We start from the raw sequence: 25331 nt of genomic DNA, 5'->3' as shown, positions 1-25331 counted from the left end.
TCGACGCGTCAGGCCTGGAAGCGCGCGAAGGCCAGGGCGGTGTCTCCGTAGACCCGTCGTTCGAGCTCGGTGAAGCCCGGCGGCAGCGCGACGTTGGCGCCCGCCGCTTCCTCCACCACCACGAGGGCGCCGGGGGCGAGCCACCCGCCATGGGACGCGCTGGCGAGAGCGGCCGGCGCGAGGTCCCTGTTGTAGGGGGGATCGCAGAAGACGAGGGTGAAGGTCCCGCTGGTGCCGGCCGGGCCGAGCTTGGTCGCATCGCGGCGGAACAGCCGCGTCTTGCCGGCGCAGCCCAACGCATCGATGTTCTCGCGGATCAGACCGCGCGCTTCCGCCCCCTCGTCCACCAGGAGCGCGTAGCTCGCCTCGCGGGACAGGGCCTCGAAGCTCAGCGCCCCGGTTCCGGCGAAGAGATCGAGAACCCGCGCGCCCGCCACCGCGTCGTCATAGGCATGGGCGAGAACGTTGAAGAGCGCCTCGCGCAGGCGATCCGAGGTTGGCCGGATCGCGTCCGATTTCGGGGTGGCGAGGCGGCGTCCACGCAGGTCGCCGCCGACGATCCTCACCGCGAGCCGCCACGGGGCGGACGTCCGCCCCCGCCACCGGGCTTACCGCCCGCGCCGCCGCCGCGATTGCCGAAACCGCCGGGCTTGGCCGAACCGCCGGGACGGGAGGAACCGCCCGCCTTGAACCCGCCCGGCCTTCCGGCCCCGGCGGGTTTCCCCGATCCGCCGGGCTTGCCGAACCCACCGGGCTTTCCGCCCGGGCGGAAGCCGCCACGATCGGCGCCCGAGCGTTCGGCGCCGATGTCACGGTCGCCGCCCTGGCGGTCGTCGGAGCGGCCCTTGAAGCCCGCTCCCTTGAAGCCGCCCGGCTTGAACCCACCCGGCCGGCCGCCACCGGGACGATCGTCCCCGCCACGATTGAAGGCCGGCTTGTCACCGCGGAATCCCGCCGGCCTGTCCCCGCGCGGCTCGCCGCGATTGAAGGCCGGGCGTTCCGCGCGGTCGTTGAAGCCCCCGCCATCGCGAGGCTTGAAGCTGCGGGGGCGCTCGTCGCCGCCACGAGGCGGACCGCGCCGCTCTGCGCCATCGGGCCGCCCGAAACCGCCGCGCGGAGCATCGTCCCGGCGCGGAGGCCTTGCATCGCTGCGCGGAGGCCTTGCATCGCTGCGCGGGGGCCTGGAATCTCCGTCGAACCGGCGCTGCGGCGGGCGGGCATCGGCCTCCTCGCGGCGGGCCGCCTTGGCATCGGATTGGCGCAGCGTCCGGACCGGACGCTCGGCGGCGCCCGTCTCGTCACGCCGTGCACCGCGATCACGGCGATGCGGCTCGGGAGCCGGCTCCTGCGGGCTCGCCTTCAGACGCTCCACCAGGACACGACGCTCGCCGGTGTTGATCGCGCCCACGCGCTCGCGGCCGCGAGCGGCGGATGCCTCACGCTCCGCCTTGGGATCGGCGCCACGGCGGGGGATCTTGACCCGGCGCGGGCCGTCCTCCTGCGGTGCGGCCTCGTCCGCGCGCCAGACCGAGCGCCGGGGGCCGGCACTGTTGCCGCCGGTGGGGACCCGTGCGGGTTCGGCGGGCTTGCGCAGGGGGCGGTCGCCGCCGCGATCACGGTCACCGCCGCGCTCATAACCGCGCGGGGCATCGTCATAGCTGCGCCCTGCGCTACGCGCCGCGGCCGCCGAGGCGCTGCGGGCGGGCTGTTTCGCCTGCTGCTGCGCGGGTTTCGGCGAGCCGAACGGGGCGATGGGCTCACGGTTGGGGCTGGTGAAATCGACACCGGCCTGATCGGCGAGGGTCGGGCCCAGCTGCTCCTTGAGCACCTTGGTGCGGATCTCTTCCACCAGACCGACTTCGAGGTCACCGAGTTGGAACGGGCCGAAGGACAGGCGGATCAGCCGGTTCACGGCCAGACCCAGATGTTCGAGGATGCGCTTGACCTCGCGGTTCTTGCCCTCACGCAGGCCCAGCGTGAGCCAGAGGTTGTCGCCCGAGGACCGGTCGAGGACCGCGTCCACCGGGCCGTAATCCATGCCGTCGATGGTGACGCCCTTGCGCAGCTTGTCGAGCTCGGCCTGATTCGTGTCGCCATGCGCGCGGACGCGGTAGCGCCGCAGCCATCCGGTATCGGGATGGGCGATCACCTTGGCGAGGCCGCCATCGTTGGTCAGAAGCAGCAGGCCTTCGGTGTTGATGTCGAGGCGGCCGATGGCGACCACGCGCGGCAGGTCCTCGGGTAGGGCCTCGAAGACGGTCTGGCGCCCTTCCGGATCGCGCGCCGTGGTCACGAGGCCACGCGGCTTGTGATAGATCCACAGCCGGGTCCGCTCGCGGGCGGGCAAGGGCTCACCGTCGACGGTGATCTCGTCGGCATCCGTCACGTTGATCGCCGGCGAGGTCAGCACCTTGCCGTTGAGGGTGACGCGGCCTTCGGCGATCATCGCCTCGACGTCGCGGCGGGAGGCGATGCCGGCACGCGCGATCGCCTTGGCGATACGGTCGCCCTCGGGCGTCGCCGAATCGGAATCACCGGCGGCGGCATCGTCCCCGGCCTTGGCCGCAGGCCTCGGCAGGGCGGCCTTGCGGCGCAGGGGAGCGTCTCCTCCCCTGGCGGGCGCGGCTGCCCGGCGGGGCTTCGGCTGCTCCTCGGCCGAGGGGCCGGGCACGCCCGCATCGGTCGCCGGGGTCCAGGCTTCGCCGGAAACGCTGTTGGTCTCGGGCGCGTCCTCGGACCCGCCCGTCTGTTCGTCTGTCTTGTCGCTCATCCGAGCCCCATAACAGAGCGGAGGCAAGGTTGCGAGCGATTGCGCGTGGGGCGGCCTGCCCGTCGCGCAAGGGGGCATTGCGGCCGATCACGAAAAAGGCAGCCTTTCGGCTGCCTTCGTTCCTCATCCAGTCGGGCTGGATGCCGAGGTTCAGAGCTTGCTCTTCACCGTGTCGGCAGCGTTCTTGACGCCGTCCTTGGCGTCGCCGACGGTCTTCTGGGCATCGCCCTTCAATTCCTGGGCCTTGCCTTCGGCCTTGAGCTTGTCGTTATCCGTGGCATTGCCGATGCCCTGCTTCACGTTACCGACCGCCTCGTTGGCGAGCCCCTTGATCTTGTCAGTGGTGCTGCTCATCGTCTGCTCCTGATAAGATCCTGCGGCCTTGGCCGCGTTGGAGATGAAACGGCTCAGCCTCAGCGATGTTCCTGCCGGGCCCGATCACGGGATCTCGACCGCTTCCTTCGTTCAACGAATACAAAGGCTTGGGCTCGACGATCGTGACTGCGCCCATTTCCTCGAAGGCCGCGACCGACCCGTTGAGCCTCGCTTTCGACGCCGCCCGCCGCGCGGCCGGGGAGGGCGAAGTGCCGGTCGGCGCCGTGATCGTACGGAACGGCCTCGTCCTCAGCGTCGCTCACAATCGCCCCCGGGCGCTTCGCGATCCCACCGCCCATGCGGAAATCCTGGCGATCCGCGCCGCCTGCACCGCCATCGACGACGAGCGCCTCATCGGCTGCGACCTCTACGTCACCCTGGAGCCATGCCCGATGTGTGCGGGCGCCATCTCGTTCGCGCGCATTCGCCGGGTCTATTTCGCGGCCCTCGACCCGAAGGGCGGCGGGGTGGAGCACGGGCCACGGGTCTTCAACCAGCCCACCTGCCACCACGCGCCGGACGTCTATGGCGGCTTGCGCGAGGCGGAGGCGGCCAATCTCCTGCGCGACTTCTTTCGCGACAGGCGGGAGGGCTGACGCGAGACGCCTTGCCCATCGTACAAACGGCGGCCATCCGAATCTTGCGTCCCGGAGATACCCATGATCGCGACCTATCGGCGTGCCCTCATCGTCGGGGCCGGAGAGGGCCTGAGCGCCTCGCTGGCCCGGCGTTTCGCCCGTGAAGGCCTGCGGGTCGGCCTCGCCTCGCGCAGCGTCGGGAAACTCGAGCGCCTGGCGGCCGAGACGGGGGCGGCCATCCATGCCTGCGATGCCGCCGATCCGGCCGAGGTGGAGGCTCTGTTCGCCCGGATGGAGCCGGCGCTCGGAGGCCCGCCCGACGTGGTGGTCTACAATGCCAGCGGCCGGTTGCGAGGCCCCATCGCCGATCTCGACCCGGACGCGGTGCGTCAGTCGGTGATGGTCTCGGCCTTCGGCGGCTTCCTCGTCGCCCAGGCCGCCGCACGACGCATGCTGCCGGGGCGCCACGGCGCGATCCTGCTCACTGGAGCCTCGGCCAGCGTGAAGGGCCATGCCGAATCTGCCGCCTTCGCCATGGGCAAGTTCGGCTTGCGCGGCCTGTCGCAGAGCCTCGCGCGGGAACTCCAGCCGAAGGGCATCCATGTCGCCCATTTCGTCATCGACGGCGGGATCCGCAGCGCTAAGCGCCCGGAGCCGGCCGAGGCGCCCGACAGCCTGCTCGATCCCGATGCCATCGCCTCGGCCTATTGGGACGTCCTGCGTCAGGACCGCAGCGCCTGGACCTCCGAGATCGCGCTGCGTCCCTGGGTCGAGCGGTTCTGAGGCACTTGGGAGCGCCTCGGAACCGGCCGGCGATCAGGCCGCCGCCAACGGCTTCGAGACATCCTCCAGGGACTTGCCCTCTGCGGCCGTGCCCCAGACTCCGCCGACGATGGCGGCGATCAGCATGAGAGCGGCACCGATGCCGTAGCCGATCAGCACGTTGTCGCGGGACCCCGTCTCGACCAGGGCGCCGAACAGCAGCGGACCGGAGACGCCGCCGATGCCTGTGCCAAGCGCGTAGAACACCGCGATGGCGAGCGCCCGGATCTCCAGCGGGAAAGTCTCGGCCACGGTGAGATAGGCGGCGCTCGCGGCGGCGGAGGCGAAGAAGAACACCACCATCCAGGCCGCCGTCTGGCCGACGGGGCCGAACACCTCGATCTTGAACAGGTAGCCGGTGATGGCGAGCAGCACCGCCGAGATGCCGTAGGTGAAGGCGATCATCTGGCGACGGCCGATCGTGTCGAACAGCCGTCCGAGCAGCAGCGGCCCGAGGAACGATCCGAGCGCGAAGGGCAGCAGGTACCAGCCGACATGGTCGCCCGGCACCCCGTAGAAGCGCTGGAGCACGAGGGCGTAGGTGAAGAACAGCGCGTTGTAGAAGAAGGCCTGAGCGATCATCAGGGCGAGGCCCACCAGGGTCTGCTTGCGGTAGCCGACCAGCATGGTGCCGAAGACTTCCTTTAGCGGCGTGTGGCTGCGCGTCCTCAGCTTCATCCGCTTGGATTCGTCCACCGGAGGAAGGGTGATGCCCTCGTCGATGAAGCGCTTTTCGATGCTGGTGACGACCCGGTCCGCCTCGGCGACGTAGCCGTGGGTGGCGAGCCAGCGCGGGCTCTCGGGGATCCATGTCCGCAGCAGCAGGATCACGAGGCCGATACCGCCGCCGACGAAGAAGGCGATGCGCCAGCCCCAGGCCGGGTCGATCATGCCGGGGCGCAAAACCGCGATGGAGAGGAAGGAGCCGAGGGCCGCCCCGATCCAGAACGAACCGTTGATGACGAGGTCGGTCCAGCCGCGCACGCGGGCCGGGACGAGTTCCTGGATGGTGGAGTTGATGGCGGTGTATTCACCGCCGATGCCCGCGCCGGTGAGGAACCGGAAGATGCAGAAGCTGTAGATGTCCCAGGACAGGCCGGTGGTCGCGGTGGCGGCGAGGTACAGGGCCAGCGTGATGAAGAACAGCTTCTTGCGGCCGATCCGGTCGGTGAGCCAGCCGAAGCCCAGGGCCCCGACGACGGCACCGACGAGATAGGAACTCGCCGCCAGACCGATATCGAACTCGGTGAAGCTCATGGGCTCGGCCCGCAGGGCGCCCACGAGCGAGCCCGCCAGGGTGACTTCGAGACCGTCGAGGACCCAGGTGATGCCGAGCGCCACGATGACGAGAACGTGGAAGCGTCCCCAGGGCAAACGGTCGAGACGAGCGGAAATATCGGTATCGATCACCGTGCCCATCGGAACCCGCTCGGGCGCGGGAGAGCCCGACTTTGCTTCGACCATACTCGTCATCGACGCCTCGTTAACCACCGGATACGATTGCTGTTGGCAATGAACGGCCAAGCGTCGCGGTTCCGTCGGCGTCTTTACCTGTTCACGCTTCACTCACGGTACTCGTCTCCGGGTGCCGCCTCCGATGTATTCCCGCCTCCTCTCCGTCATTCTCGCCACCACGGCCCTTACGGCCGTCGCGATCGTGCCGACGTCCCTACGCGCCACGGAGATCTCGCGCAGCCAGCCGAGCGGCGCCGAGCGCTGGCGCCTTCGCCCCGCCGATGTGACGATGACGGGAAGCACCGGCACGGTGGCGAAGGATCGCCCGGCGGCCGACATCCCGGCGGAACGGCGTGCCGTGCGGGTGGTCTATCCCGGGCTCCTGCCTGCCCAATGACGACCCGGCCGGCAGCCCATCGTGACAAGACCGATCATGGTTGTCGCGATGATTCACACAACAAGAATCATCGTTGTCATTTGCCGATCGGCACTATCGGCTCCCGACCGCAAAGATATCGTTCAAAGACCTCGCTCCGTCATCTCGCTTAAGATCTCGACACCCACGAACGGGCTGAGGACCGATACGAGGGGCGAGCGTGGATTGTCGTTCGACCACGCGACGCGGCACTGTCCGGTCACGGACGGAAGTTGCATTTTATAGGAAAAATTGACTCTACCGGTTGACGGTCTCGCAAGCCCATGGGCTGCAAGGTCCGGTCTGATTAAAGGATCGGTAACGATGCTGAAACGGCTCGCCAACAAGATCTCGCTGCGGCATCAGATCAGCCTCGTCACCGGGGCGGTCGGCCTCACGATCGTGGCCGCGGTCACGCTGGGCTCTGCCTTGCTGGCGCGCGCGCAGGCCACCGACATGGCCGAGAACGCGCTGCTGCAGGTCGCACGCTCCGTTGCCGATCGTCTGGACCAGGATATGGCGGAACGCCTGCGCGAGATCCGCAACGTGGCCGCGCTCGATCCGCTGCAGCCTCACTGGATGGAGAATACCGGGAGTCTCCGCAACGTCCTGCAATCGATGCAGAAGACCTTCCCGGATTATGCCTGGATCGGCTTTGCGGACGAGACCGGAAAGGTTCGGGCTGCGACGGGCGGTATCCTGGAAGGTGCGAATGTCGGCCAGCGTCCTTGGTTCATCGATGGAATCAAAGGCGCGGCGGCCGAGGACGTCCATCTCGCGGCCCTGCTGCAGACTCTGCTCAAACCCAATGCCGACGGAACGCACTTCCGGTTCGTCGATCTCGCATCGCCCGTCATCGACGCATCGGGCCGGACCATCGGCGTCCTGGGAAGTCATCTCAGCTGGAGCTGGGCCGACGGGGTGCGCCGGGAGGTCCTGTCCTCACGCCGCCCCGAACTGAAGGAGGAGGTCGTCGTCCTCGACCGGACCGGCCGCGTGCTCATGGGGCCGGCGCTCGGCACCCATCCGTATTCGCCTGCCGATCTCGCCGCCGGCCATTTCATCGCGCGCAGCCCCGGCGGAGACCAGTTCGCGGCCGTCTCGGCGACGAGGGGGCGGGGCGATTACACCGGCCTCGGATGGATCGTCGTGGCCCTCCAGCCGGTGCAGACGGCCCTCGCGGGTGCCCACAGGCTCACGGTCCTCATCACCCTTGTCGGCCTCGGCGCGGGCGCGCTCGGCACGCTCGGCATTTTCCTCGTGGTGACGCGCCTCAGCCGCCCGCTGGCGCGTCTCACGGATGCGGTCGACCGGATCGGCCGCGAGCGAAATGCGACGATGACGGAGCGCGTCCAGGGCTCCCCCGAAGTGTTGCGCCTGTCCGCCGCGGTCAGATCCCTGTTGCGACGGATCGGCACCGCCGAAGCCGATGCACGCGACGTGGAACTCGAAGCGTCGCGGGCCGTCCGGGCCGCCCAGGACAGGATCGAGCGCATCGGCGCCGATCTCCAGGCCATGAAGCTGATCGCGAACAGGGACGCTCTCACGGGCCTGCTGAACCGGCGCGCGTTCCTGCCCCTCGCGAAGGACGCCCTCGGCGATTTTAGACGCTATCAGCGCCCCCTCTCGGTGCTGATGATCGACATCGATCATTTCAAGCGGGTGAACGACCGTTACGGCCACCCGGCGGGGGATGTGGTGATCCGCAAGGTCGGCACCATCATCAACGATACGATCAGGACCACGGACAAGGTGGCGCGTTTCGGAGGCGAGGAGTTCGTGGTTCTCCTCAACGACAACAATGCCGCCGGTGCCGCGATCATCGCGGAGCGTATCCGACAGACCGTGGCCAGCACGGTGTTCGAGGCCGACAACGATCGCCTCCTGGCGACGATCAGCATCGGCATCGCCGAGGCGGAGAAATTCGACACGGACATCGACCGCATCATCGAGCGCGCGGACCGCGCCCTCTACGAGGCGAAATCCCGCGGTCGCAACTGCGTGCATACGTTCGAGATCGACATCGACGATCTGCGTTCGGTCGCGTAGCCCCGTTCGTCGACGGGTCGGCCACCCGCCTTCTGCCGGCGCGCGTCGCGGGGCTTCCGCCTGCGGCGGCCGAGGGACGCTCGCACGTTCTCGGCCGGACCGTCAGGTCTCCGAGAGGCGCGGGTCGAGGGCATCCGCGAGACCATCGCCGATCGTGTTGAGGGCGATGAGGGTCAGGACGAGGAAGGCGGCGGGGCCGGCGAGCATCCACGGGGCGGATTCGAGGGTGCGCGCGCCGTCCGCGATCAGTGCCCCCCAGCTGGTGGCCGGCTCCTGCACCCCGAGGCCGAGGAACGACAGGAAGCTCTCCAGCAGGATCACCTTGGGCACGAGCAGGGTCGCCGCCACCGTGACGGGACCGAGGGTGTTCGGGACGATATGGCGCCAGAGGATGGCCGGTGTCGAAAGCCCGAGCGCCTCGGCCGCACGCACGAAGTCGCGGGCGCGTAGCGACAGGGTCTGGGCGCGCACGAGGCGGGCCATGTCGAGCCATTCCACCGCGCCGATCGCCACCAGGATCAGCCCCAATCCGGAGCGGAAGAACACCAGCAGCATGATGACGAAGAAGACGAAGGGCAGGGCGTAGAGGATGTCGACGATGCGCATCATCACCGCGTCGGCCACGCCGCCGAGGTAGCCGGCCGCCGCGCCGTAGGCGATCCCGATCAGCAGCGCCACGGCGGTGGCGACGCCACCGATGAGGAGCGAGACCCGCCCCGCGACGAGGCTGCGGGTGAGGAGGTCCCGCCCGAGCATGTCGGTTCCCATGAGGAAGCGCAGGCGGCCGAGCGGCGCCTCGACGACGAGGCGGCGACCCTCGTCGAGACGCTCGACGATGCGGGGGGCGCCGAACAGGTCGGAGCGGGGGAGATAGGCGAGGACGCGCTCGTCGACGGGCCTGGCCGGGTCAGACACCACCATGCGGACGCGGCCGCCCGAGACGGTGACGTCCGAGACCGAGACACGCATGCGGAAAGCGAGGCGGGTCAGTGCCGGAGCGACCTCCCCGGGCTCGGGATGAGCGGCGAGGCCGGGCGCGATGCGGACGAGATCGGGATAGATCCGCCCGGGTTCGTGGCCGGTGAGGAACGGCCCGACGAGGCAGGCGAGCATCATCGAGACGAGGATCAAAGAGGCGGCAAGGGCGCCGCGGTTCCACGCGAAGCGGGTCCAGGCGCGGCTCATCGCCCGTGCCTCAGGCGCGGATCGAGGAGCGCACAGGCGATGTCGGCGACGATGTTGAGCAGAGTGACGAACAATGCCACGAGGATGACGGTGCCCATCACCAGGGTGTAGTCGCGGTTGAGCGCCCCATCGACGAAGGCCCGCCCGATCCCGGGCAAGCCGAAGATCGTCTCCACCACCACCGACCCCGTCAGCAGCCCGGCCGCCACGGGCCCGAGGATCGCGACCACGGGCAGCAGCGCCCCGCGCAGGGCATGGCGGGCGACGCGTCGGGGCGGCAGGCCCATTGCGCGCATGGTGCGGACCGGCTGGGCGTTCAGGGTCTCGTTGAGGGACGTCCGCGTCAGCCGGGCGATGGCGCCGATCTGCGGCAGCGCGAGGGTGAGCACGGGAAGCACCAGATGCGAGGGCGCGCCGCCCTCCCAGCTGCCCACCGGCAACCAGCGCAGGCTCAGGCCGAACACGATCTGGAGCAGGGGCGCCACGACGAAAGTCGGGATCGCCAGGGTCAGCCCGGCGAGAAGGCCGATGGCCCGGTCGATCCATCCGCCGCGCCGGAACGCCGCCCAGGCTCCGAGGCCGATTCCCACGCTCAGGGACAGAAGGAGGGCGAGGCCGCCGAGGGTCATGGAGACGGGCAGGCCACGCGCGAACAGGTCGGCCACGGTCAGGTCGCGGAACGAGAAGGAGGGGCCGAGATCGCCCTGGATCAGTGCGGCGAGGTAGCGGCCGTATTGGACGATGAGGGGCTGGTCGAGGCCGTAGACACGGGCGAGATTCTGCATCGCCGCCGGCGGCAGCGGACGCTCCAGGTCGAAGGGTCCACCGGGGGCGAGGCGGATCAGGAAGAAGCTGCCCGTCACGACGAGGAACAGGGTCGGGATCGCCTGGGCGAGGCGGCGCAGGACGAAGCCGATCATGCCGGGATCCCGCCCGTCACGCGTCGAGCTTCAGGAAACGCGTCGGCGACGCGTTGCGCGGGTTCGGGTGATAGCCGGTGAGACGGGCCGAGATCAGTGCCTTCGACCGGGTGTGGAGCACCGGGATCCACGGCAACTCGTCGAGGATGATCGCCTCGGCCCGGAACAGGAGGTCGGCCCGCCTGGCGAGATCCCGCTCGGCGGCCGCCTCGCGCATCAGCCCGTCATAGGCCGGATTGCTGTAACGACCGGGGTTGAGCCCGTCATTGTCGGTCTCAAGGAGGAACAGGAAATTTTGCGGATCGGAGTAATCGGCGACCCAGGACATGCGGGCCACATCGAAATCACCGCCGTCGCGCAGGTGGGCGAAATGGGTTTTGGCATCGGTATAGACGAGGCGCGTCTCGACGCCGATGCCCCGCCACATGTCGGTGAGAGCGACCGCCGCGTTGCGGTTGTTGTCGGTGCTGTTGAAGCGATACTCGACCCGGAGGGGCTTGCCGCCGGGCCCGAAGCCGGCCGCGGCGAGGAGTGACCGTGCCTCCTCCTCACGGTCGATGGGCATCGCGTTCCGCCCGGCGAGTTCCGGCGGCGTGCGGTAATTGTCGAGGCCCGGCGGGCAGAGGGAATAGGCCGGTGCCATGGTCTCGCCCCACAGTCTCTCGGCCAGGAATTCACGATCGATCACAAGGGATAAGGCCTGTCGCACCCGGACGTCGTCGAACGGGGGCTTCTGGATATTGACGGCCAGGGCATAGAGCCCGAGCGACGGGCCGAGGACGACCTGACCGCCGAACCTCTCCTTCAGTGAGGCCATCTGGTCCCCCGGCAGGTCGGCGAGGGACTCGATCTCGCCGGCGGCGTAGCGGCGAACCGCGCTGGAGAGATCCGGGGTCGGCAGGAAGGCCACCGTCTCGATCGAGACGCAGGCCGCCGCATGGAAAAAACGGTTTCGTGTCAATGTGATACGGTCGTTCGGCACCCAATCGACGAGGGCGTAGGCACCGTTGCTGACGAGGTTGCCCGGCCGGGTGAAGGCATCGCCGAAGCGCGAGACGGAAGGCGGATGCACCGGCAGGGAGGTCTGGTGGGTGAGGAGTTCGAGGAGGTAGGGCGTCGGCCGGTCGAGGGTGATGACGAGGGTCCGCGCATCCGGCGCCGTCACGCCGAGGCTCTCCGGCGCAGCCTCGCCCTGGTTCACGGCGCGGGCGTTCTTCAGCGGATACAACACTTCGGCATATTTCGCCGCCGTCGCGGGGTGCAGTATCCGGCGCAGGCCGAAGACGAAATCCGCCGCCACGACCGGATCGCCGTTCGACCAGCGCCCGTCCTCGCGCAGATGAAACGTGTAGGTCAGGGCGTCGTCCGAGACAGTCCAATGCGTCGCCGCACCCGGGATGATGGCCCCGTGATTGTCGTAGGTCAGCAGCCCCTCGTAGAGGTCGCGCAGGATATGCGCCTCCGCCACGGTGGAGGATTTGTGCGGATCGAGGGTTTCCGGATCGGCATCGTTACCGCGCCGGTAGACCGGCCCGCCGGTCGCGCGCGCCGAGCTTGTTCCAGCCACGAGCAGAGCACCGCCACCGAAGAGGCAGGCCCGGCGGTCAGGGCGCATGGCGGCGCTCAGGCGCCGGTCTGCGCGGTGAATCCAGCGGCTTCGATCCCGGCGAGCGCGCAGAGTTCGTCGTTGTCGGAGGTATCGCCCGAAATGCCGACGGCACCGATGACCGCATCGCCATCGCGGATCAGGACACCGCCCGGCACCGGCACGAGCGCGGCCGGACCGACGAGATGGCTCACGGCCGCCACGAAATAGGCCTGCTCCTCTGCCCGTTTGTGGATCGCGCGCCCGCCGAGGCCGAGCGCCAGGCAGCCATTGGCCTTGCCCATGGCGACCTCCGCCCGGCGCAGCGACGTCCCGTCTTCGGCGCCCAGCGCCTTCAGGGCTCCACGCGCATCGTAGACCACCACCGCGAGGGGCTTCAGGCTGTGCGAGCGGGCCGTCTTAAGGGCGGTGGCGACGATGGTCTGGGCGGTGTCGAGGGTCAGGTCGGGCATCGGCTTACCGGGGATGAGTTCACGGGTCATACCGGACGTACCCTGCCCGTCGATGCCCGACCAGCCCCGGCCTCACCCATCGCGGTCGGCTAGGAACGCATCGTAGTGCCGCGTCACCGCCGCCAGATCCTCGAAATGCGGGAAGGCCCCGGTGGGCAGGACGTCGACGGTCCAGTTCGGGCGGCCGGCGACACGGTCGGCATGGCGGTAATCGACAAAATCGCCGCGCACCCCGTGGATCATCCAGACCGGGAGGGTGAGCGCCTCGTAGAACCGCCCCGGCGCATCGGGAAACAAGGCCCCGGACAGGAACGAGAACGGCGCATGCCGGGCGCCGGGCCGATGGGCGGAGGCGTAGTCGTAGGCGAGCAGACCCTCGTCGATGTCCTTCGAGCCCCAGGTCTTTTCCAAGAAGAAACGCATGCTCGGCCGGCTCACCAGGAGATCGAACAGCGGCTCCCCCCAGAGCGGGGCGTTCAGCATGGTGCGGGCGACGGCCCCACCGTGCCGGGTCCGGTCGCGGTGCCGGCCGACGAAACGGGCATCGAAGCCGGTCGGACTGATCAGGCCGAGACTGCGATAGGCGCTCGGTTCCTCAAGAGCGGCAGCGGCGAGATACTCGCAAGACAAGGACAGGGCGACGGCATCGATCTCCCCGCCACCATGCCGATGTCGGATCTCGGCGGTGACGGCCCGGATCGCATCGGACATCAGGCGTGGGGTGTAGACCCGGTCGCTGCGCTCGGAAAAACCGAACCCCGGCAGGTCGAGCGCGTAGACCGGACGGCTCCCCGCGTAGTGCCGGTAGAGCGGGCGAACCTCGTAGGCATTGGCCGCCGCGTTCACCGAGTGGATCAGCAGCAGCGGGACGCCGGGCGCGGACGCGCTCCCATATAGGCCGATCCCACCGGCCGGCGTCTCGAGGCATTCATGCCGGCCGGGCAGGGCCGGGTTGAGCGTCTGGTGGTGGTCGATCCCGAAACGGCTATAGGCGATCCACGCGCCGGCAGCACCGAGAGGTAGCAACGCGAGCTTGGCGGCGAGGGGCAGGGATCGATCGCGCCGGATCAGGTCGGGCATAGGGTCGTCCGCGTGATGGATCGGGTGCGGGAAACGCGAGGCGGCGCCGGTTGATCCCGGCCGCCGGACGCATCACGCCGTCGCGCCCTCGATCTCGCCGCTGAGCTCCAGCCATTCCTCCTCGGCCGCCTCCAGCGCGGCGGCGGCGTCGGAGCGCATCTTTGCGAGTTCTCCGGCCTTGGCGGCATTGGTCTGGAAGGCGGTGCCGTCGGCGAGCGCCGCGTCGATCTTGGTCATGGCGTCGGTGAGCTTCTTCATCCGCGCCTCGACGCCCTCCAGCTTCTTGCGCAGGGGGGCCAAAGCCACGCGGCGGTCGGCGTTGGAGCGGCGCTCCAGTGCCTTCACTCCGCCGGCGGCCTCGGACGCGCCCTTCTCCGCCTCGCGTTCGGGACCCGCGAGGACGAAGCGGCGATAATCGTCCATGTCGCCGTCGAAGGCCTTCACGCTGCCGTTTGCCACGAGCCAGAGCCGGTCGGCGCAGGCCTCCACCAGGAAGCGGTCGTGGCTCACCAGGATGACCGCCCCCTCGTAATCGTTGATCGCTTCCACCAGGGCCTGCCGGCTCTCGATATCGAGGTGGTTGGTGGGCTCGTCGAGGATCAGGAGATGCGGCCCCTTGAAGGCCGCGAGGCCCATCAGCAGGCGCGCCTTCTCACCGCCCGAGAGCTGCGAGACCGGCGTCTCGGATTTCGTACCCGAGAAGCCGAGGCGGGCGGCGGCGGCGCGCGCCTTCGATTCCGGCACGTCCGGCATCAGGTCGCGGACATGGGCGTAGGCGCTCTCGGCGGGCCGCAATTCGTCGAGCTGGTGCTGGGCGAAATACGCCACCTCCATCTTGCCCGAACGCCGCATCTCGCCGCTCAAGGGGGGCAAGCGCCCGCCGATGAGCTTGCAGAAGGTGGACTTGCCGTTGCCGTTGGCGCCCAGCAGCGCGACCCGGTCGTCGGGGGCAAGACTGAGGTTGAGCCCCGAGAGTACGATCCGGTCAGGATAGCCCGCCTGTACCCGCTCCATGGCGACGATGGGCGGCGAGAGCGGACGTTCGGGGCTCGGCAGGCGGAAGGCCGGCACGTCGTCCTCGATCACCGAGGCGATGATCTCCATCTTGGCGAGGCGCTTGACGCGGGACTGGGCCTGGCGTGCCTTCGTCGCCTTCGCCTTGAATCGGTCGACGAAGCTCTGGAGATGCGCGCGCTCCGCATCCTGCTTGGCCTTCGCCTTCGACTGGAGCACGCGCTTCTCGGCGACCTGCCGGGCGAAGGAGGTGTAGCCGCCCCGGTAGATGCTGAGCTTGCCGCGGTCGAGATGCAGGATGTGGTCGACGCATTCGTCGAGCAGGTCGCGGTCGTGGGAGATGATGACGGCGGTGCGCGGATAACGCTCCAGGTAGTCGTAGAGCCAGATCGTCCCCTCGATATCGAGGTAGTTGGTGGGCTCGTCGAGGAGCAGCAGGTCGGGTTCGGAGAACAGCACGGCGGCCAGCGCCACACGCATGCGCCATCCACCCGAGAAATCGGAACATGGCCGCCCCTGCGCCTCCGCGTCGAAGCCGAGGCCGTGCAGGATGGCGGCGGCGCGGGCGGGCGCCGAATGCGCCTCGATATCCACGAGGCGCGTCTCGATCTCGGCCCGGCGCAGGCCATCGGCGTGCTCAGCTTCGGCCATCAGGCGCGCCCGCTCGGTATCGGCAGCGAGCACGACGGAATGCAGCGTTTCAGGGCCGGCCGGAGCTTCCTGCGCCACGGCGCCGATGCGCATGCCCTTTGGCATCGATACGGTGCCGCCCTCGGTGGGCAACTCACCGAGGATCGCCTTGAACAACGTCGTCTTTCCCGCGCCATTGCGGCCCACGAGCCCGACGCGGGCCCGGTCCGGAATGACGAAAGTGGCGCCGTCGAGGATCAGACGTTCGCCGATGCGGTAGGTGAGGTCGTTGACGCGGAGCATGGAAGGCTTCTGGCGGCGCAAGGCGAGGGTTGCAAGGGGAGCGTCGCCAAGGGACGGGCAGGGGGGTGCCGTATCCGGCGGAGGCAGAGCGTTGTAATCGGGCGGCCATGACGCTGACGCTTCTCGCTGCCCTCTTTCCGATTGCTCTCCTGATTGGGTTCGGCGCGGCCCTGCGCCGCCTCGGCTTCCTCGCCGAAAGCTTCTGGCCGCAGGCCGAACGCCTTGCCTATTACGTCCTGCTGCCGAGCCTTCTTCTGGACAGCCTCGCCACCGCGCAACTCGCCGATGTCCCCGTCGGTGCGCTCGCCCTGGTCCTGGTTCTCTCGACCCTGGCGGTGGCGGGTCTGACGCTGGCGGCCGGACCACGCCTCGGCTTCGGCGGACCGGCCTTCACCTCGGTGTTCCAGGGTGGGATCCGCTTCAACAACTACGTGGGAGTTTCGGCGGCGGCCGGTCTCTACGGCGCTCAGGGCATCGCACTGGCGGCGGTGGCGAACGCCGCGATCGTCCCGACGGTCAATGTCCTGTGCGTGCTGATCTTCGCCCGTTTCGGCACGGCAGGGAGGCCTTCGGCCCTCGGCCTCGCGCGGCAGATCGTCCTCAACCCTCTTGTCTTCGGCAGCCTCGGCGGCATCGCACTCCAGGCCTCGGGGCTCGGCCTGCCACCGGGACTCGAGCCGATGCTGCGGGCCTTGGGCCAGGCCTCGCTGCCGCTGGGCCTGCTCTGCGTCGGCGCCGCCCTCGATTTCGGGTCGGCGCGAAGCTGGATCAGGCCGGTCGCGGTGGCGTCCCTGATCAAGTTCGGGCTGATGCCGGCCGCCACGATCCTCGCCTGCCTCGCCATGGGGCTCAAGGGTCCGGCCGCGGTGACGGCCCTGCTGTTCCAGACCCTGCCGACCGCTTCATCGTCCTACATCATGTCGCGCCAGCTCGGAGGAGACGCACCTTTGATGGCGGGGATCACGGCGACCCAGACCGTGATCGCCGGGGCGGCGCTCCCCCTCGTCCTGGCCCTCGTTCTGGCTTTGACCGGGATCGGCTGAGCGCCACCCGCGGGATTCGCGTCAGACCAGTTCCCAGGCGGCGGGATCCTTCATCAGGGCCGCGACCAGGGCGTGGTTCAGTTCATGCCCGGTATGCGCCGCCTCGATACGGCCGAGGATCGGCCGTCCCGCCAACGCGAGATCGCCGACGAGGTCGAGCATGCGGTGACGCACCGGTTCGTCGGGCACGGTCATCCCGCCGATGATCCGCCCGCCGACGATACAGGCAGTCGAGGAGAGGTTCGCCCCCCGTAGCAGCGGCTTGCGCAGGAGTGTGCCGTAGATCTTGGCCGGAATCGCCCATTTGGCCCGTCCGAAGCTGCGCGACGGGGCCAATTGCTGAGTAAACACCTCCGGCGTGATCGTGCCCGACCATTGCATGGCATCGAAATGGGAGAGTTCGAGACGGCCAGAGAGATGAAGCGCGTCGGCCGGCTCGATCCTCAACGTCCTGTGATCCTGGCGGACCTCGACGGGCCGCAGCACGCGGATGCTGCGCAAAGGCGTGTCGCTTTCGGTCCGACCGCTCGCACGCAACGCCTGGCACCAGGGCAGGGCGCCGCCGTCGAAGATCGGCAGTTCCTCCGCATCGAGGCAAACGAGTGCGTTGTCGATGCGATACGCGGCGAGCGCGGCCAGGAGATGCTCCACGGTGCGGACCAGCGGTCCTTCGGACGATCGCAAGGCGGTGCAGAGTGGCTGCGTCTCGCGAAAGGTCCATAAGGCTGGCACATCGACGGTGCGCGCTCGCCTGAAGCTTCGCCGGAAGACGATGCCGTGGTCGTCACGGGCGGGCGCGACGGTGACCGTGACGCGACGCCCGGTATGCAGGCCGTAACCTGTCAGAGAGAAGCTCGCGGACAGCGTCGCCTGCCGGGGGCGAGCGGACGGTAGCGCCACCTCGCGCACGGCCTGGATCGATGGGGCAGCGAACATCGCTATGGCGTCGTGCGGCGTCGCGGTGAATCCCGGCCCAATCCCGTATGGCCCCGGCAGATGGTTTGAATCTTCAACGTCCGTCGATGACGCGGAGCTCACCAGCATGTCTCGGGTCCCAGCGCGATCAACCGGGATTGTCATCCGACAGGCGGTTCATTCTGTGCGTGCGCTTAGCTTAACCCAGATCAGTTGCAAAGGCAGGTAAACTGCGCGCGATGAGGGTTTTCATTCTCCTGTCCGATGGCCAAGCCGCAGCCAATGCCGGCGCTCGATAGGTCGGACTCATCGAGACCTGGTATGAATCGAATATCCAACGACACGACTTTTGGTAGGGATGGTCCGACGGAATGGGTTGACCCACAGGACCGGCAGCTTAACGATCACTCGCTTTAGGAGATGATACCCGTGACTGCAGGACGGCTGGCGACAATCCCCTTCTTCAAGGAGCCGGGAATCGAGCTGTCGACCTATGAGACCCGCTGCCATTGGCGCCGGTTCGACGAGAACGAAGTCCTGGTCGATTACGACGACATCTCCACCGACGTGTATTTCCTTGCCTCCGGCGAGGTCCGCATCCTGAATCGCTCACAATCGGGCAAGGAAGTGATCCTCGGCGAGATGCGGGGCGGCGCGTTCTTCGGTGAGCTCGCGGCTCTGGACGGGATCGGCCGCTCGGCCAACGTCACCGCCCTGACCCGCGGCGAGGTCTGTGTCGTTCCGGCCCCGATCTTCCGGCAGATGATCTTCGCCTCGGAGGCCATTGCCGACCGGCTGTTCCGCCTTCTCGCCAAGCGCGTGCGCGAGCTCAACACGCGGCTGATGGAACACGCGCTGCTCGACCTGCGCCACCGGCTCTATGCCGAGTTGTTGCGCCTGTCCGTGCCGCGCGCCGGCGGCGACGGGGAACGGGTGGTGACGCCGCCGCCTTATCACCATGTGCTGGCCGCCCGCATCGGCTGTCGGCGCGAGCAGGTGACCCGTGAGTTCACCGTGATGGCGGCGGACGGCCTGATCGACCGGACCAGAGGCGCCCTGGTCATCCGCCGGCCGGACCTGCTCGAGGCACGGGTCGCCGAAGCCTTGCGCGAGGACAATTGACGGCGCGGAACGCCGTGGCTCCGTTCCTCACCCTCGAACGGCTGACCAAGACGTTCGGCGCGCAAGTTGCGGTCGCGGATCTTTCGCTCGCTGTGTCAGCCGGGGAAATTCTCTGCCTGCTAGGCCCCTCCGGCTGCGGCAAGAGCACGTTGCTGCGCCTGATCGCCGGATTCGAGACGCCAACAGGTGGCGCAATCCGCCTCGACGGCGTCGATCTCACCGGCCTCGCTCCGCACAGGCGACCGGTGAACATGATGTTCCAGTCCTATGCGCTGTTCCCGCATCTCAGCGTCAGCCGCAACATCGCCTACGGGCTGAATGGCCTCCGCCGTTCGGCCGCCGCCGCCCGCGTGGAGGAGTTGCTGCGCCTGGTACAGTTGGAGGATTTCGGGAACCGGCGTCCCGAGACCCTGTCCGGAGGCCAGCGCCAGCGCGTCGCCCTCGCGCGGGCGCTGGCGCGCGAACCGAAGGTGCTCCTCCTCGACGAGCCGCTCGGCGCGCTCGACCGGGGCCTGCGCGAGCAGACCCAGGGCGAGTTGCGCGCGATCCAGCGCCGCCTCGGCACCGCCTTCGTCATCGTCACCCACGATCCTTCGGAGGCCATGGCGCTCGCCGACAGGATCGGCGTGATGGACAAGGGCCGCCTCGTCCAGGTCGGCCGGTCCGAGACGCTCTACGAACGGCCCGTCAACCGCTTCGTCGCCGGCTTGCTCGGCGACGTGAACCTGATCCCGGGGACGGTCCGGGACGCCGACGGCGCGCTGGTGCGGGTCGAGACCGCCCTTGGGCCCATCTTCGCGTCCGGTGAGAGCGCCCCGTCCACCGGTACCCCCGCGGTGATCGCCCTACGCCCCGAGCGTCTGGCGGCGTCCACCATCGACGGGGTGGCCGCCGGGGATCGCAATACTCTCGACGGTCAGGTTGAGGCCTCGACCTATCTCGGCGACCACATCCGCCTCGACATCCGCATGCGGGATGGCAGCACGATCCGCGCGAACATGCCCGCCGGAACCGGGATCGCCAGCGAGACTCATGTGCGCCTGTCCTTCGCGCCGGATGCCGCGACCGTCATGGCGGCGTGATGAAGCGACTTCTCCCGGTCGCTCCGTATCTGTGGCTGGCCGCCTTCGTGCTGCTGCCCTGCCTCATCACCCTCAAGATCAGCCTGTCCTCACCGGCGACGGCGCAGCCGCCCTACCTGCCGGTGCTCGACTGGAGCGCGGGTATCGACGGATGGGGCGCGTTCCTGGAAGCTCTGGATTTCGCCAATTTCGAGACCCTTGCCGGCGACAGCCTGTATCGCGACGCGGCCCTCTCGTCCCTGCTCTACGCCGGCATGGCGACGGCCATCCTGGTGATCGTCGGCACGCCCATCGCCCATGCGCTCGCCCGCTCGCCGGCCCGGCTTCAGCCGCTGCTCGTGGCACTGGTGATCGTACCGTTCTGGACGAGCTTTCTCATCCGCATCTATGCCTGGATCGCGATCCTGAAGCCCGAGGGCCTGCTGAATGCAGGACTGATCTGGACCGGCCTCATCGCCAGCCCCTTGGACATCCTGAACACACCCGCCGCGGTGATGATCGGCCTGACCTACGCCTACCTGCCGTTCATGGTGCTGCCGCTCTATGCGGTGCTTTCCCGCCTGGATCCGACCTTGACGGAAGCCGCCGCCGATCTCGGGGCCTCGCCGGCGCGTGCCTTCTGGACCGTGACGCTGCCGCTGGCCCGGCCCGGTATCGCCGCGGGTGCGCTCCTGTGCTTCATCCCGATGGTCGGTGAGTTCATCATCCCCGACCTGCTGGGCGGTTCCGATACGCTGATGCTCGGCCGCGTGCTGTGGAGCGAGTTCTTCTCAAACCGCGACTGGCCACTCGCCTCCGCGGTGGCGGTGCTGCTGCTCGTGCTCATCGTCGGACCGATCGTGCTGTTCCGTGATGCGGAGCGCGAGCGGGAGGACGTCGGCCGGTGAGTGTGCTCAACCGACTCAGCCTCGGGCTCGGCCTCGTCTTCCTCTACGCACCGATCGCCGTTCTCGTCGTCTTCTCGTTCAACGCCTCGTCCCTCGTGACGGTCTGGGGCGGATTCTCGACGCGCTGGTATGGGGTGCTCGTCAATGACGGCCCACTGATCGCCGCCGCCCTGGTCTCGCTGAAAGTGGCCTCACTCGCCGCCCTCGTGGCGACACTCCTCGGCACGCTGGCGGCGCTGGCACTCAACCGCAGCGGACGCTTTACGGGACGTAGCGGCTTCACCGGCCTCGTCTACGCGCCCATGGTGATGCCGGAGGTGATCACCGGCCTGTCGCTCCTGCTCCTCTTCGTCGGGCTCGGGCTCGACCGCGGCCTCGTGACCCTGGTCATCGCCCACGCCACCCTCGGCCTCGGCTTCGTCACAGTGGTGGTCGGAGCGCGTCTCAAGGGACTCGACGGTTCCCTGGAAGAGGCAGCGGCGGATCTCGGGGCGGGCCCCTTTCGGGTTTTCGCGACCGTCACCCTGCCGCTGATCGCGCCGTCCCTGGTGGCGGCCTTCCTCCTCGCCTTCACCCTCTCGCTGGACGACCTCGTCATCGCGAGCTTCGTTTCGGGCCCGGGGGCGACGACGTTGCCCATGCGGCTCTACAGCCAGGTTCGCCTCGGCGTGAACCCTGAGATCAACGCCGCGTCGACGCTCCTCGTCGGCGGCGTCACCGTCGTCGTCCTCGCGGCCTCGTTTCTCACCGGACGCCGCGGCGTAGGAAATCAGGGCACGTAGGCGCGCACCCTGGTCGGTAGATCGAGCGCACCCGTCCTCGGTCCCTGCATGTCATCGAGATTCAGGATCGAGCCGCCGCGGGAGTCGAGATCGGAACCACCCTCGCGCGGGATGGTGCGAACAGCGACCGCGTCCCATGGGCCTTCGATATCCAAGAGGGTGCCCTGAGGCAGGCTCGAAGAGCGGTTCGGCGGCGACATCGGCCGCAGGGCGGGATCGGCTGGGCTTCGCGGCAACAGTTCCGCCCGTGCGGCGAGGGTCCGCTCCGGTAGAGACAAGGTTCCCCGTAACGAGGCGGTGAGCGACGATGTCTTCAAAATGCCATCGGCAATGTCGCCGACGCCATCGACGAAGCGCAGGGAGATTCCCGCGCGGTCGAACGGGGTGCGGGCGTTCCGGCGAGCCAAGGCACCGTCGGCGGCGACGCCATTGCGGTGCACCACGTCGGCAAGGTCGAGCCCGGCGAGGGTCCCGTTCTCCATGGCGAGGGACGAGCGTCCGTTGAGGTGGTCGATCAGGCTGGCCGCGGTGCGGCCCGATCCCTCGAGCGTGAACTGTCCCTGGGCGTTTCCGAGAAGCCAGCCCTCCTGCCCGAAATCGACCAGCAGGGCGCCGAGATCGAGCCGGTCGAATGCACCCTGGGCGCGCAACTCCGTCTCACCGCGGTCGGTGGCGGAGGTCGTGAGGCCGAACCGTCCCTTGACGATGCCCCCTCTGACCACGGCGCGAGCCAGAGAGCCCTCGACGCTGCCCTCGCGGACCAGAAGGCTGGAAGCGAGATCCTCCATCACAAGCGGCCCGAGCCGGGCAGTGCCGGCGGAGAGACGCAGATCGAGGTCCCCTCCGGTGAAGGGGCGCAGCGCGAGACTTTGCCGGCTCCAGCCGCTGGCGTTCAAGGATTCGTCCGGGCCGAAGACCCGGATCAGGGTGGCAAGAGCGGGTGCGAGATTCAGGCTCTCGGCCGCCAAGGTCGCCTGAAGGGCCGGACGGCTCTCGGCGAAGCTGATCGATCCCGCGCCTTCGAGGCTGTTGTCGCCAAGCCGCATTCGCATGGATGGCAGAAGGAGGGTCCGGCCCGAACTTTCGAACGTTCCGTCGATGGCGAGGCTATCGAGGAACGGCGACAGGGCGATATCCGTCCCCGCCCAGGTCAGGGTCTCGCGCAGGGAGCGCGATTGCAGGCTGCCCTGTCCACGAAGCGACAATCCATCCGCGAAGCTGCCGCTTCCCTCAGCCGCCAGATTGCCGGCGGGCCAGGTCGCGCTGGCGGAAAAGGACGATTCCCGGCCGGAGAACAACTCGTCCAGCCTGACACCGGAGAGCGAAAATTGGGTTGGCGTGTCGTTCCAGATAAAGCTTCCCGCCGCGTTCATCTGGGACGACCAGAATGGCCAGGCCAGAACCAGATCGACATCGCGGGCGGTCTGGGCGCTGCCGTCGCGGGGGTCTCGGCCGGACAGCGTCGCGTCGGTGAGGCTGATACGACGCGGACGCGACGCGCCCCCCTGGGTCAGGCGCGCTCTCAGGCGCCGGAGCGGCTCGACCCAGCGCGAATCCCCGTCATCCTGGGGGAGGGTGATCGTGGTGCGTTCGAGGGAGAGGGTGTCAATCTCGATGCGGCCGGCGAGAAGGGCACGGATCCCGAGCTTGAGGGTGAGCGATCCGCCATCGGCGAGGAGCGGCCCGTCCACCGTCCCGGCGCTGAGCCGGACGCCCTCGAAATCGAGCCGGGGAATGGGCAGAAGCGCGACGCCCGCCGATCCTTCGGCCTTCATCGCAATTCCGTAATTGGTCGCCAGCGCCTTGCCGACGCCCCGCGTGAGGCGCACGGACGCGACCGACCAGGGCAGACAGGCGGCGATCAGGGCAAGGACGAGGCTGCCGATACAGAGGGCCGGCAGGAGGCGACGGAGCGACATGTCTCTCCCTATCGGAGCAAAACCGCGACACGCGGTTGCGCGCGCGGCCTCGCCGAGCCGCCGCGATCGATCTTCTAAAAACCTACCCCCCACCCTCTCCATAACGGGCGGGAACGCTTTTGTCTGCCATGCATCATTTCTCTGCCGTGGAGCATTCAGAAGCAGGCCCCGGAAAGCCGTCCCGCGCTTCTCCGGGCACCCCATTCTGCTACAGCTTTCACGACCCCTCACCTTTCAGGCCCGTTGTTCCCTCGCAGGATCTTGCCGAAACGCCTTATCCTGGCGCAGAGACAGGGCAGAGGGACACGGCCAGCCCCTGGTATACCTGAGCCTGACCTAAGCCGGGCCGGCGGGTTGGGATTGGCTCGCGTTTCGCAGGGCAGCCCGAAACGGCGCCAAGGACCGGATTCCGGGAGGAAGGCTTGAGATGAAGAAGGTATATTCCGACGCCACGCAGGCGGTCGCCGGCTTGCTCAAGGATGGCATGACGATCATGGCCGGCGGCTTCGGCTTGTGCGGCATCCCCGACGAGCTGATCGATGCGATCCAGGCGTCAGGGGTCAAGGACCTCACCGTCATCTCCAACAATGCCGGCATCGACAATGTCGGCCTCGGCAAGCTGCTGCAGACCCGCCAGATCGCCAAAATGATCTCGTCCTATGTCGGTGAGAACAAGGAATTCGCCCGCCAGTATCTCGGCGGCGAACTCGCCATCGAGTTCAACCCGCAAGGGACGCTGGCCGAGCGCATCCGCGCGGGCGGGGCGGGCATTCCGGCCTTCTTCACCAAGACCGGCGTCGGCACCCTCATCGCCGAGGGCAAGGAGGTGCGCGAGTTCGACGGTGAGAATTACGTGATGGAGCGCGGCCTCTTCGCCGATCTCGCCATCGTCCATGCCTGGAAGGGCGATACCGAAGGCAATCTCGTCTACCGGAAGACCGCCCGCAACTTCAATCCGATGATGGCCACGGCCGCCAAGGTGACGGTCGCCCAGGTGGAGCATCTGGTCCAGCCGGGCGAAATCGACGGCGACGCGATCCATACGCCGGGCATCTTCGTCAAGCGCATCATCCACGTGGCGATCCGCGAGAAGAGGATCGAGCAGCGCACCACGCGCAAGCGTGGCGAGACCGCCGATTCCTCCGCAGCTGCCATCTGACATCCAAGGGAGACACCACCATGGCCTGGACCCGCGAACAGATGGCTGCGCGCGCCGCCAAGGAGCTGCGCGACGGCTACTACGTGAACCTCGGCATCGGCATCCCGACCCTGGTCTCGAACTACATCCCCGAGGGCATGTCGGTGCAGCTGCAATCCGAGAACGGCATGCTCGGCATGGGGCCTTTCCCTTACGAGGGGGAGGAAGACCCCGACCTCATCAATGCCGGCAAGCAGACGATCACCGAATTGCTGACCACGAGCTATTTCTCCTCCTCCGATTCCTTCGGCATGGTCCGGGGCGGGCACATCAACCTGTCGATCCTCGGCGCCATGCAGGTCGCCGAGAATGGCGACCTCGCCAATTGGATGATCCCGGGCAAGATGGTGAAGGGCATGGGCGGCGCCATGGACCTCGTCGCCGGTGTGAAGAAGGTGGTGGTGGTGATGGAGCACACCGCCAAAGGCAAGGATGGGTCGGAAAGCCCGAAGCTCCTGACTGCCTGTGACCTGCCCCTGACCGGCACCGCCGTGGTCGACATGGTGATCACCGATCTCGGCGTCTTCACCATCGACAAGAAGGGCGATGGCGGCATGGTCCTGGTCGAACTCGCCGACGGTGTCACCGAGGATGAAATCCGGTCGAAGACCCAAGGGGCCTTCACCGTCGCGTTGACCTGAATCCGGCCCGGCACAATCCAACCGGTCGTTGCAAAAGGCTCCCGATGCGATCGCATCGGGAGCCTCTTTCGTCGACGCCGCAGAGGTT

At 68.2% G+C, this 25331-nt stretch carries 23 protein-coding genes; 11 read left to right on the top strand and 12 right to left on the bottom strand.

The features are described from left to right. Positions 1-8 precede the first annotated feature (8 nt). The 3 genes from rsmD to ACYQML_RS20430 all read right to left on the bottom strand — a co-directional run bounded on the left by rsmD (position 9) and on the right by ACYQML_RS20430 (position 3124). Complete coding sequence (rsmD, locus tag ACYQML_RS20440; RefSeq protein ID WP_461223066.1) at positions 9-566, bottom strand: 16S rRNA (guanine(966)-N(2))-methyltransferase RsmD; 558 nt, start codon at positions 564-566, stop codon at positions 9-11. Further along, complete coding sequence (locus ACYQML_RS20435; protein ID WP_461233860.1) at positions 563-2770, bottom strand: pseudouridine synthase; 2208 nt, start codon at positions 2768-2770, stop codon at positions 563-565. Before ACYQML_RS20435 ends, rsmD begins: the two co-directional genes overlap by 4 nt. A 150-nt stretch (positions 2771-2920) precedes the next feature. Continuing rightward, positions 2921-3124 carry a CsbD family protein gene (locus tag ACYQML_RS20430; RefSeq protein WP_056425115.1) on the bottom strand — a complete coding sequence of 68 codons (204 nt, stop codon included), beginning with the start codon at positions 3122-3124 and terminating at the stop codon, positions 2921-2923. A 143-nt stretch (positions 3125-3267) separates the two neighbouring features. Between ACYQML_RS20430 and ACYQML_RS20425 the strand changes: the two genes are divergently transcribed. Then, positions 3268-3741 carry a nucleoside deaminase gene (locus ACYQML_RS20425; RefSeq protein WP_461233859.1) on the top strand — a complete coding sequence of 158 codons (474 nt, stop codon included), beginning with the start codon at positions 3268-3270 and terminating at the stop codon, positions 3739-3741. A 63-nt stretch (positions 3742-3804) separates the two neighbouring features. After that, the gene (locus tag ACYQML_RS20420) at positions 3805-4506 is read left to right on the top strand and encodes an SDR family NAD(P)-dependent oxidoreductase (RefSeq protein WP_419953777.1); all 702 of its coding nucleotides are present in this window, start codon (positions 3805-3807) and stop codon (positions 4504-4506) included. A 33-nt stretch (positions 4507-4539) separates the two neighbouring features. Here the strand turns inward: ACYQML_RS20420 and ACYQML_RS20415 are convergent, their stop codons facing one another. Beyond that, positions 4540-6018, bottom strand: coding sequence for an MFS transporter (locus tag ACYQML_RS20415; protein WP_461233858.1), 1479 nt, complete (start codon positions 6016-6018; stop codon positions 4540-4542). Between the two features lie 124 nt (positions 6019-6142). On the opposite strand from ACYQML_RS20415, the gene ACYQML_RS20410 reads away from it, so the two are divergent. Continuing rightward, on the top strand, positions 6143-6397 hold the full coding sequence (locus ACYQML_RS20410; RefSeq protein ID WP_056425126.1) for a hypothetical protein: 255 nt from the start codon (positions 6143-6145) through the stop codon (positions 6395-6397). Positions 6398-6739: 342 nt separating this feature from the next. After that, complete coding sequence (locus ACYQML_RS20405) at positions 6740-8464, top strand: diguanylate cyclase (RefSeq protein ID WP_461233857.1); 1725 nt, start codon at positions 6740-6742, stop codon at positions 8462-8464. A gap of 102 nt (positions 8465-8566) precedes the next feature. On the opposite strand, the gene ACYQML_RS20400 is transcribed toward ACYQML_RS20405, so the two are convergent. The 6 genes from ACYQML_RS20400 to ACYQML_RS20375 all read right to left on the bottom strand — a co-directional run bounded on the left by ACYQML_RS20400 (position 8567) and on the right by ACYQML_RS20375 (position 15654). Next, entirely contained in the window at positions 8567-9649 is a 1083-nt protein-coding gene (locus ACYQML_RS20400; protein WP_461233856.1) for an ABC transporter permease, read from the bottom strand. Beyond that, positions 9646-10569 carry an ABC transporter permease gene (locus ACYQML_RS20395; protein ID WP_461233855.1) on the bottom strand — a complete coding sequence of 308 codons (924 nt, stop codon included), beginning with the start codon at positions 10567-10569 and terminating at the stop codon, positions 9646-9648. The genes ACYQML_RS20400 and ACYQML_RS20395 overlap by 4 nt, the downstream gene beginning before the upstream one ends. A gap of 16 nt (positions 10570-10585) precedes the next feature. Next, positions 10586-12184: a peptide ABC transporter substrate-binding protein gene (locus tag ACYQML_RS20390; RefSeq protein ID WP_461233854.1), complete on the bottom strand. Its 1599-nt coding sequence runs from the start codon at positions 12182-12184 to the stop codon at positions 10586-10588. A gap of 8 nt (positions 12185-12192) precedes the next feature. After that, positions 12193-12627 carry a GlcG/HbpS family heme-binding protein gene (locus ACYQML_RS20385; RefSeq protein ID WP_461235757.1) on the bottom strand — a complete coding sequence of 145 codons (435 nt, stop codon included), beginning with the start codon at positions 12625-12627 and terminating at the stop codon, positions 12193-12195. Positions 12628-12699: 72 nt separating this feature from the next. Beyond that, a complete protein-coding gene (locus tag ACYQML_RS20380; protein ID WP_461233853.1) occupies positions 12700-13707 on the bottom strand; it encodes an alpha/beta fold hydrolase in 1008 nt (335 codons plus the stop codon). A 72-nt stretch (positions 13708-13779) separates the two neighbouring features. After that, on the bottom strand, positions 13780-15654 hold the full coding sequence (locus ACYQML_RS20375) for an ABC-F family ATP-binding cassette domain-containing protein (RefSeq protein WP_311273887.1): 1875 nt from the start codon (positions 15652-15654) through the stop codon (positions 13780-13782). Positions 15655-15761: 107 nt separating this feature from the next. Here ACYQML_RS20375 and ACYQML_RS20370 point away from each other — a divergent pair, with 107 nt between their 5' ends. After that, on the top strand, positions 15762-16697 hold the full coding sequence (locus tag ACYQML_RS20370; RefSeq protein WP_461233852.1) for an AEC family transporter: 936 nt from the start codon (positions 15762-15764) through the stop codon (positions 16695-16697). A gap of 21 nt (positions 16698-16718) precedes the next feature. On the opposite strand, the gene ACYQML_RS20365 is transcribed toward ACYQML_RS20370, so the two are convergent. Continuing rightward, a complete protein-coding gene (locus ACYQML_RS20365) occupies positions 16719-17633 on the bottom strand; it encodes a UDP-3-O-acyl-N-acetylglucosamine deacetylase (protein WP_311273885.1) in 915 nt (304 codons plus the stop codon). 408 nt (positions 17634-18041) lie between these two features. Here ACYQML_RS20365 and ACYQML_RS20360 point away from each other — a divergent pair, with 408 nt between their 5' ends. The 4 genes from ACYQML_RS20360 to ACYQML_RS20345 are packed head-to-tail and all read left to right on the top strand — an operon-like array spanning position 18042 to position 21485. After that, complete coding sequence (locus tag ACYQML_RS20360; protein ID WP_018043200.1) at positions 18042-18734, top strand: Crp/Fnr family transcriptional regulator; 693 nt, start codon at positions 18042-18044, stop codon at positions 18732-18734. Further along, the gene (locus tag ACYQML_RS20355) at positions 18731-19816 is read left to right on the top strand and encodes an ABC transporter ATP-binding protein (RefSeq protein ID WP_461233851.1); all 1086 of its coding nucleotides are present in this window, start codon (positions 18731-18733) and stop codon (positions 19814-19816) included. Before ACYQML_RS20360 ends, ACYQML_RS20355 begins: the two co-directional genes overlap by 4 nt. After that, entirely contained in the window at positions 19816-20703 is an 888-nt protein-coding gene (locus ACYQML_RS20350; RefSeq protein ID WP_461233850.1) for an ABC transporter permease, read from the top strand. The genes ACYQML_RS20355 and ACYQML_RS20350 overlap by 1 nt, the downstream gene beginning before the upstream one ends. Next, positions 20700-21485: an ABC transporter permease subunit gene (locus ACYQML_RS20345; protein WP_461233849.1), complete on the top strand. Its 786-nt coding sequence runs from the start codon at positions 20700-20702 to the stop codon at positions 21483-21485. Before ACYQML_RS20350 ends, ACYQML_RS20345 begins: the two co-directional genes overlap by 4 nt. Here the strand turns inward: ACYQML_RS20345 and ACYQML_RS20340 are convergent. Continuing rightward, on the bottom strand, positions 21473-23404 hold the full coding sequence (locus ACYQML_RS20340) for an AsmA family protein (RefSeq protein ID WP_461233848.1): 1932 nt from the start codon (positions 23402-23404) through the stop codon (positions 21473-21475). The genes ACYQML_RS20345 and ACYQML_RS20340 overlap by 13 nt on opposite strands. A gap of 427 nt (positions 23405-23831) precedes the next feature. On the opposite strand from ACYQML_RS20340, the gene ACYQML_RS20335 reads away from it, so the two are divergent. Together ACYQML_RS20335 and ACYQML_RS20330 are read left to right on the top strand one after the other, a co-directional pair. Beyond that, complete coding sequence (locus tag ACYQML_RS20335) at positions 23832-24563, top strand: CoA transferase subunit A (protein ID WP_056425171.1); 732 nt, start codon at positions 23832-23834, stop codon at positions 24561-24563. A gap of 20 nt (positions 24564-24583) precedes the next feature. After that, positions 24584-25243, top strand: a complete 660-nt coding sequence (locus tag ACYQML_RS20330; protein ID WP_461233847.1) for a 3-oxoacid CoA-transferase subunit B — start codon at positions 24584-24586, stop codon at positions 25241-25243. The last annotated feature ends 88 nt before the right edge of the window (positions 25244-25331 follow it).

The sequence above is a fragment of the Methylobacterium sp. CM6244 genome, assembly GCF_054817885.1.
The sequence above is the reverse complement of the archived record's forward strand: the minus strand, read 5'-3'. Positions and strand labels throughout refer to the sequence as shown.

What these genes read in the sequence shown, in the direction of transcription:
- ACYQML_RS20435 (WP_461233860.1), bottom strand. Translation starts at nt 2,770, where the DNA reads ATGAGCGACAAGACAGACGAACAGACGGGCGGGTCCGAGGACGCGCCC.
- ACYQML_RS20430 (WP_056425115.1), bottom strand. Translation starts at nt 3,124, where the DNA reads ATGAGCAGCACCACTGACAAGATCAAGGGGCTCGCCAACGAGGCGGTC.
- ACYQML_RS20420 (WP_419953777.1), top strand. Translation starts at nt 3,805, where the DNA reads ATGATCGCGACCTATCGGCGTGCCCTCATCGTCGGGGCCGGAGAGGGC.
- ACYQML_RS20415 (WP_461233858.1), bottom strand. Translation starts at nt 6,018, where the DNA reads ATGACGAGTATGGTCGAAGCAAAGTCGGGCTCTCCCGCGCCCGAGCGG.
- ACYQML_RS20410 (WP_056425126.1), top strand. Translation starts at nt 6,143, where the DNA reads ATGTATTCCCGCCTCCTCTCCGTCATTCTCGCCACCACGGCCCTTACG.
- ACYQML_RS20405 (WP_461233857.1), top strand. Translation starts at nt 6,740, where the DNA reads ATGCTGAAACGGCTCGCCAACAAGATCTCGCTGCGGCATCAGATCAGC.
- ACYQML_RS20400 (WP_461233856.1), bottom strand. Translation starts at nt 9,649, where the DNA reads ATGAGCCGCGCCTGGACCCGCTTCGCGTGGAACCGCGGCGCCCTTGCC.
- ACYQML_RS20395 (WP_461233855.1), bottom strand. Translation starts at nt 10,569, where the DNA reads ATGATCGGCTTCGTCCTGCGCCGCCTCGCCCAGGCGATCCCGACCCTG.
- ACYQML_RS20390 (WP_461233854.1), bottom strand. Translation starts at nt 12,184, where the DNA reads ATGCGCCCTGACCGCCGGGCCTGCCTCTTCGGTGGCGGTGCTCTGCTC.
- ACYQML_RS20385 (WP_461235757.1), bottom strand. Translation starts at nt 12,627, where the DNA reads ATGCCCGACCTGACCCTCGACACCGCCCAGACCATCGTCGCCACCGCC.
- ACYQML_RS20380 (WP_461233853.1), bottom strand. Translation starts at nt 13,707, where the DNA reads ATGCCCGACCTGATCCGGCGCGATCGATCCCTGCCCCTCGCCGCCAAG.
- ACYQML_RS20375 (WP_311273887.1), bottom strand. Translation starts at nt 15,654, where the DNA reads ATGCTCCGCGTCAACGACCTCACCTACCGCATCGGCGAACGTCTGATC.
- ACYQML_RS20370 (WP_461233852.1), top strand. Translation starts at nt 15,762, where the DNA reads ATGACGCTGACGCTTCTCGCTGCCCTCTTTCCGATTGCTCTCCTGATT.
- ACYQML_RS20365 (WP_311273885.1), bottom strand. Translation starts at nt 17,633, where the DNA reads ATGTTCGCTGCCCCATCGATCCAGGCCGTGCGCGAGGTGGCGCTACCG.
- ACYQML_RS20350 (WP_461233850.1), top strand. Translation starts at nt 19,816, where the DNA reads ATGAAGCGACTTCTCCCGGTCGCTCCGTATCTGTGGCTGGCCGCCTTC.
- ACYQML_RS20340 (WP_461233848.1), bottom strand. Translation starts at nt 23,404, where the DNA reads ATGTCGCTCCGTCGCCTCCTGCCGGCCCTCTGTATCGGCAGCCTCGTC.
- ACYQML_RS20335 (WP_056425171.1), top strand. Translation starts at nt 23,832, where the DNA reads ATGAAGAAGGTATATTCCGACGCCACGCAGGCGGTCGCCGGCTTGCTC.
- ACYQML_RS20330 (WP_461233847.1), top strand. Translation starts at nt 24,584, where the DNA reads ATGGCCTGGACCCGCGAACAGATGGCTGCGCGCGCCGCCAAGGAGCTG.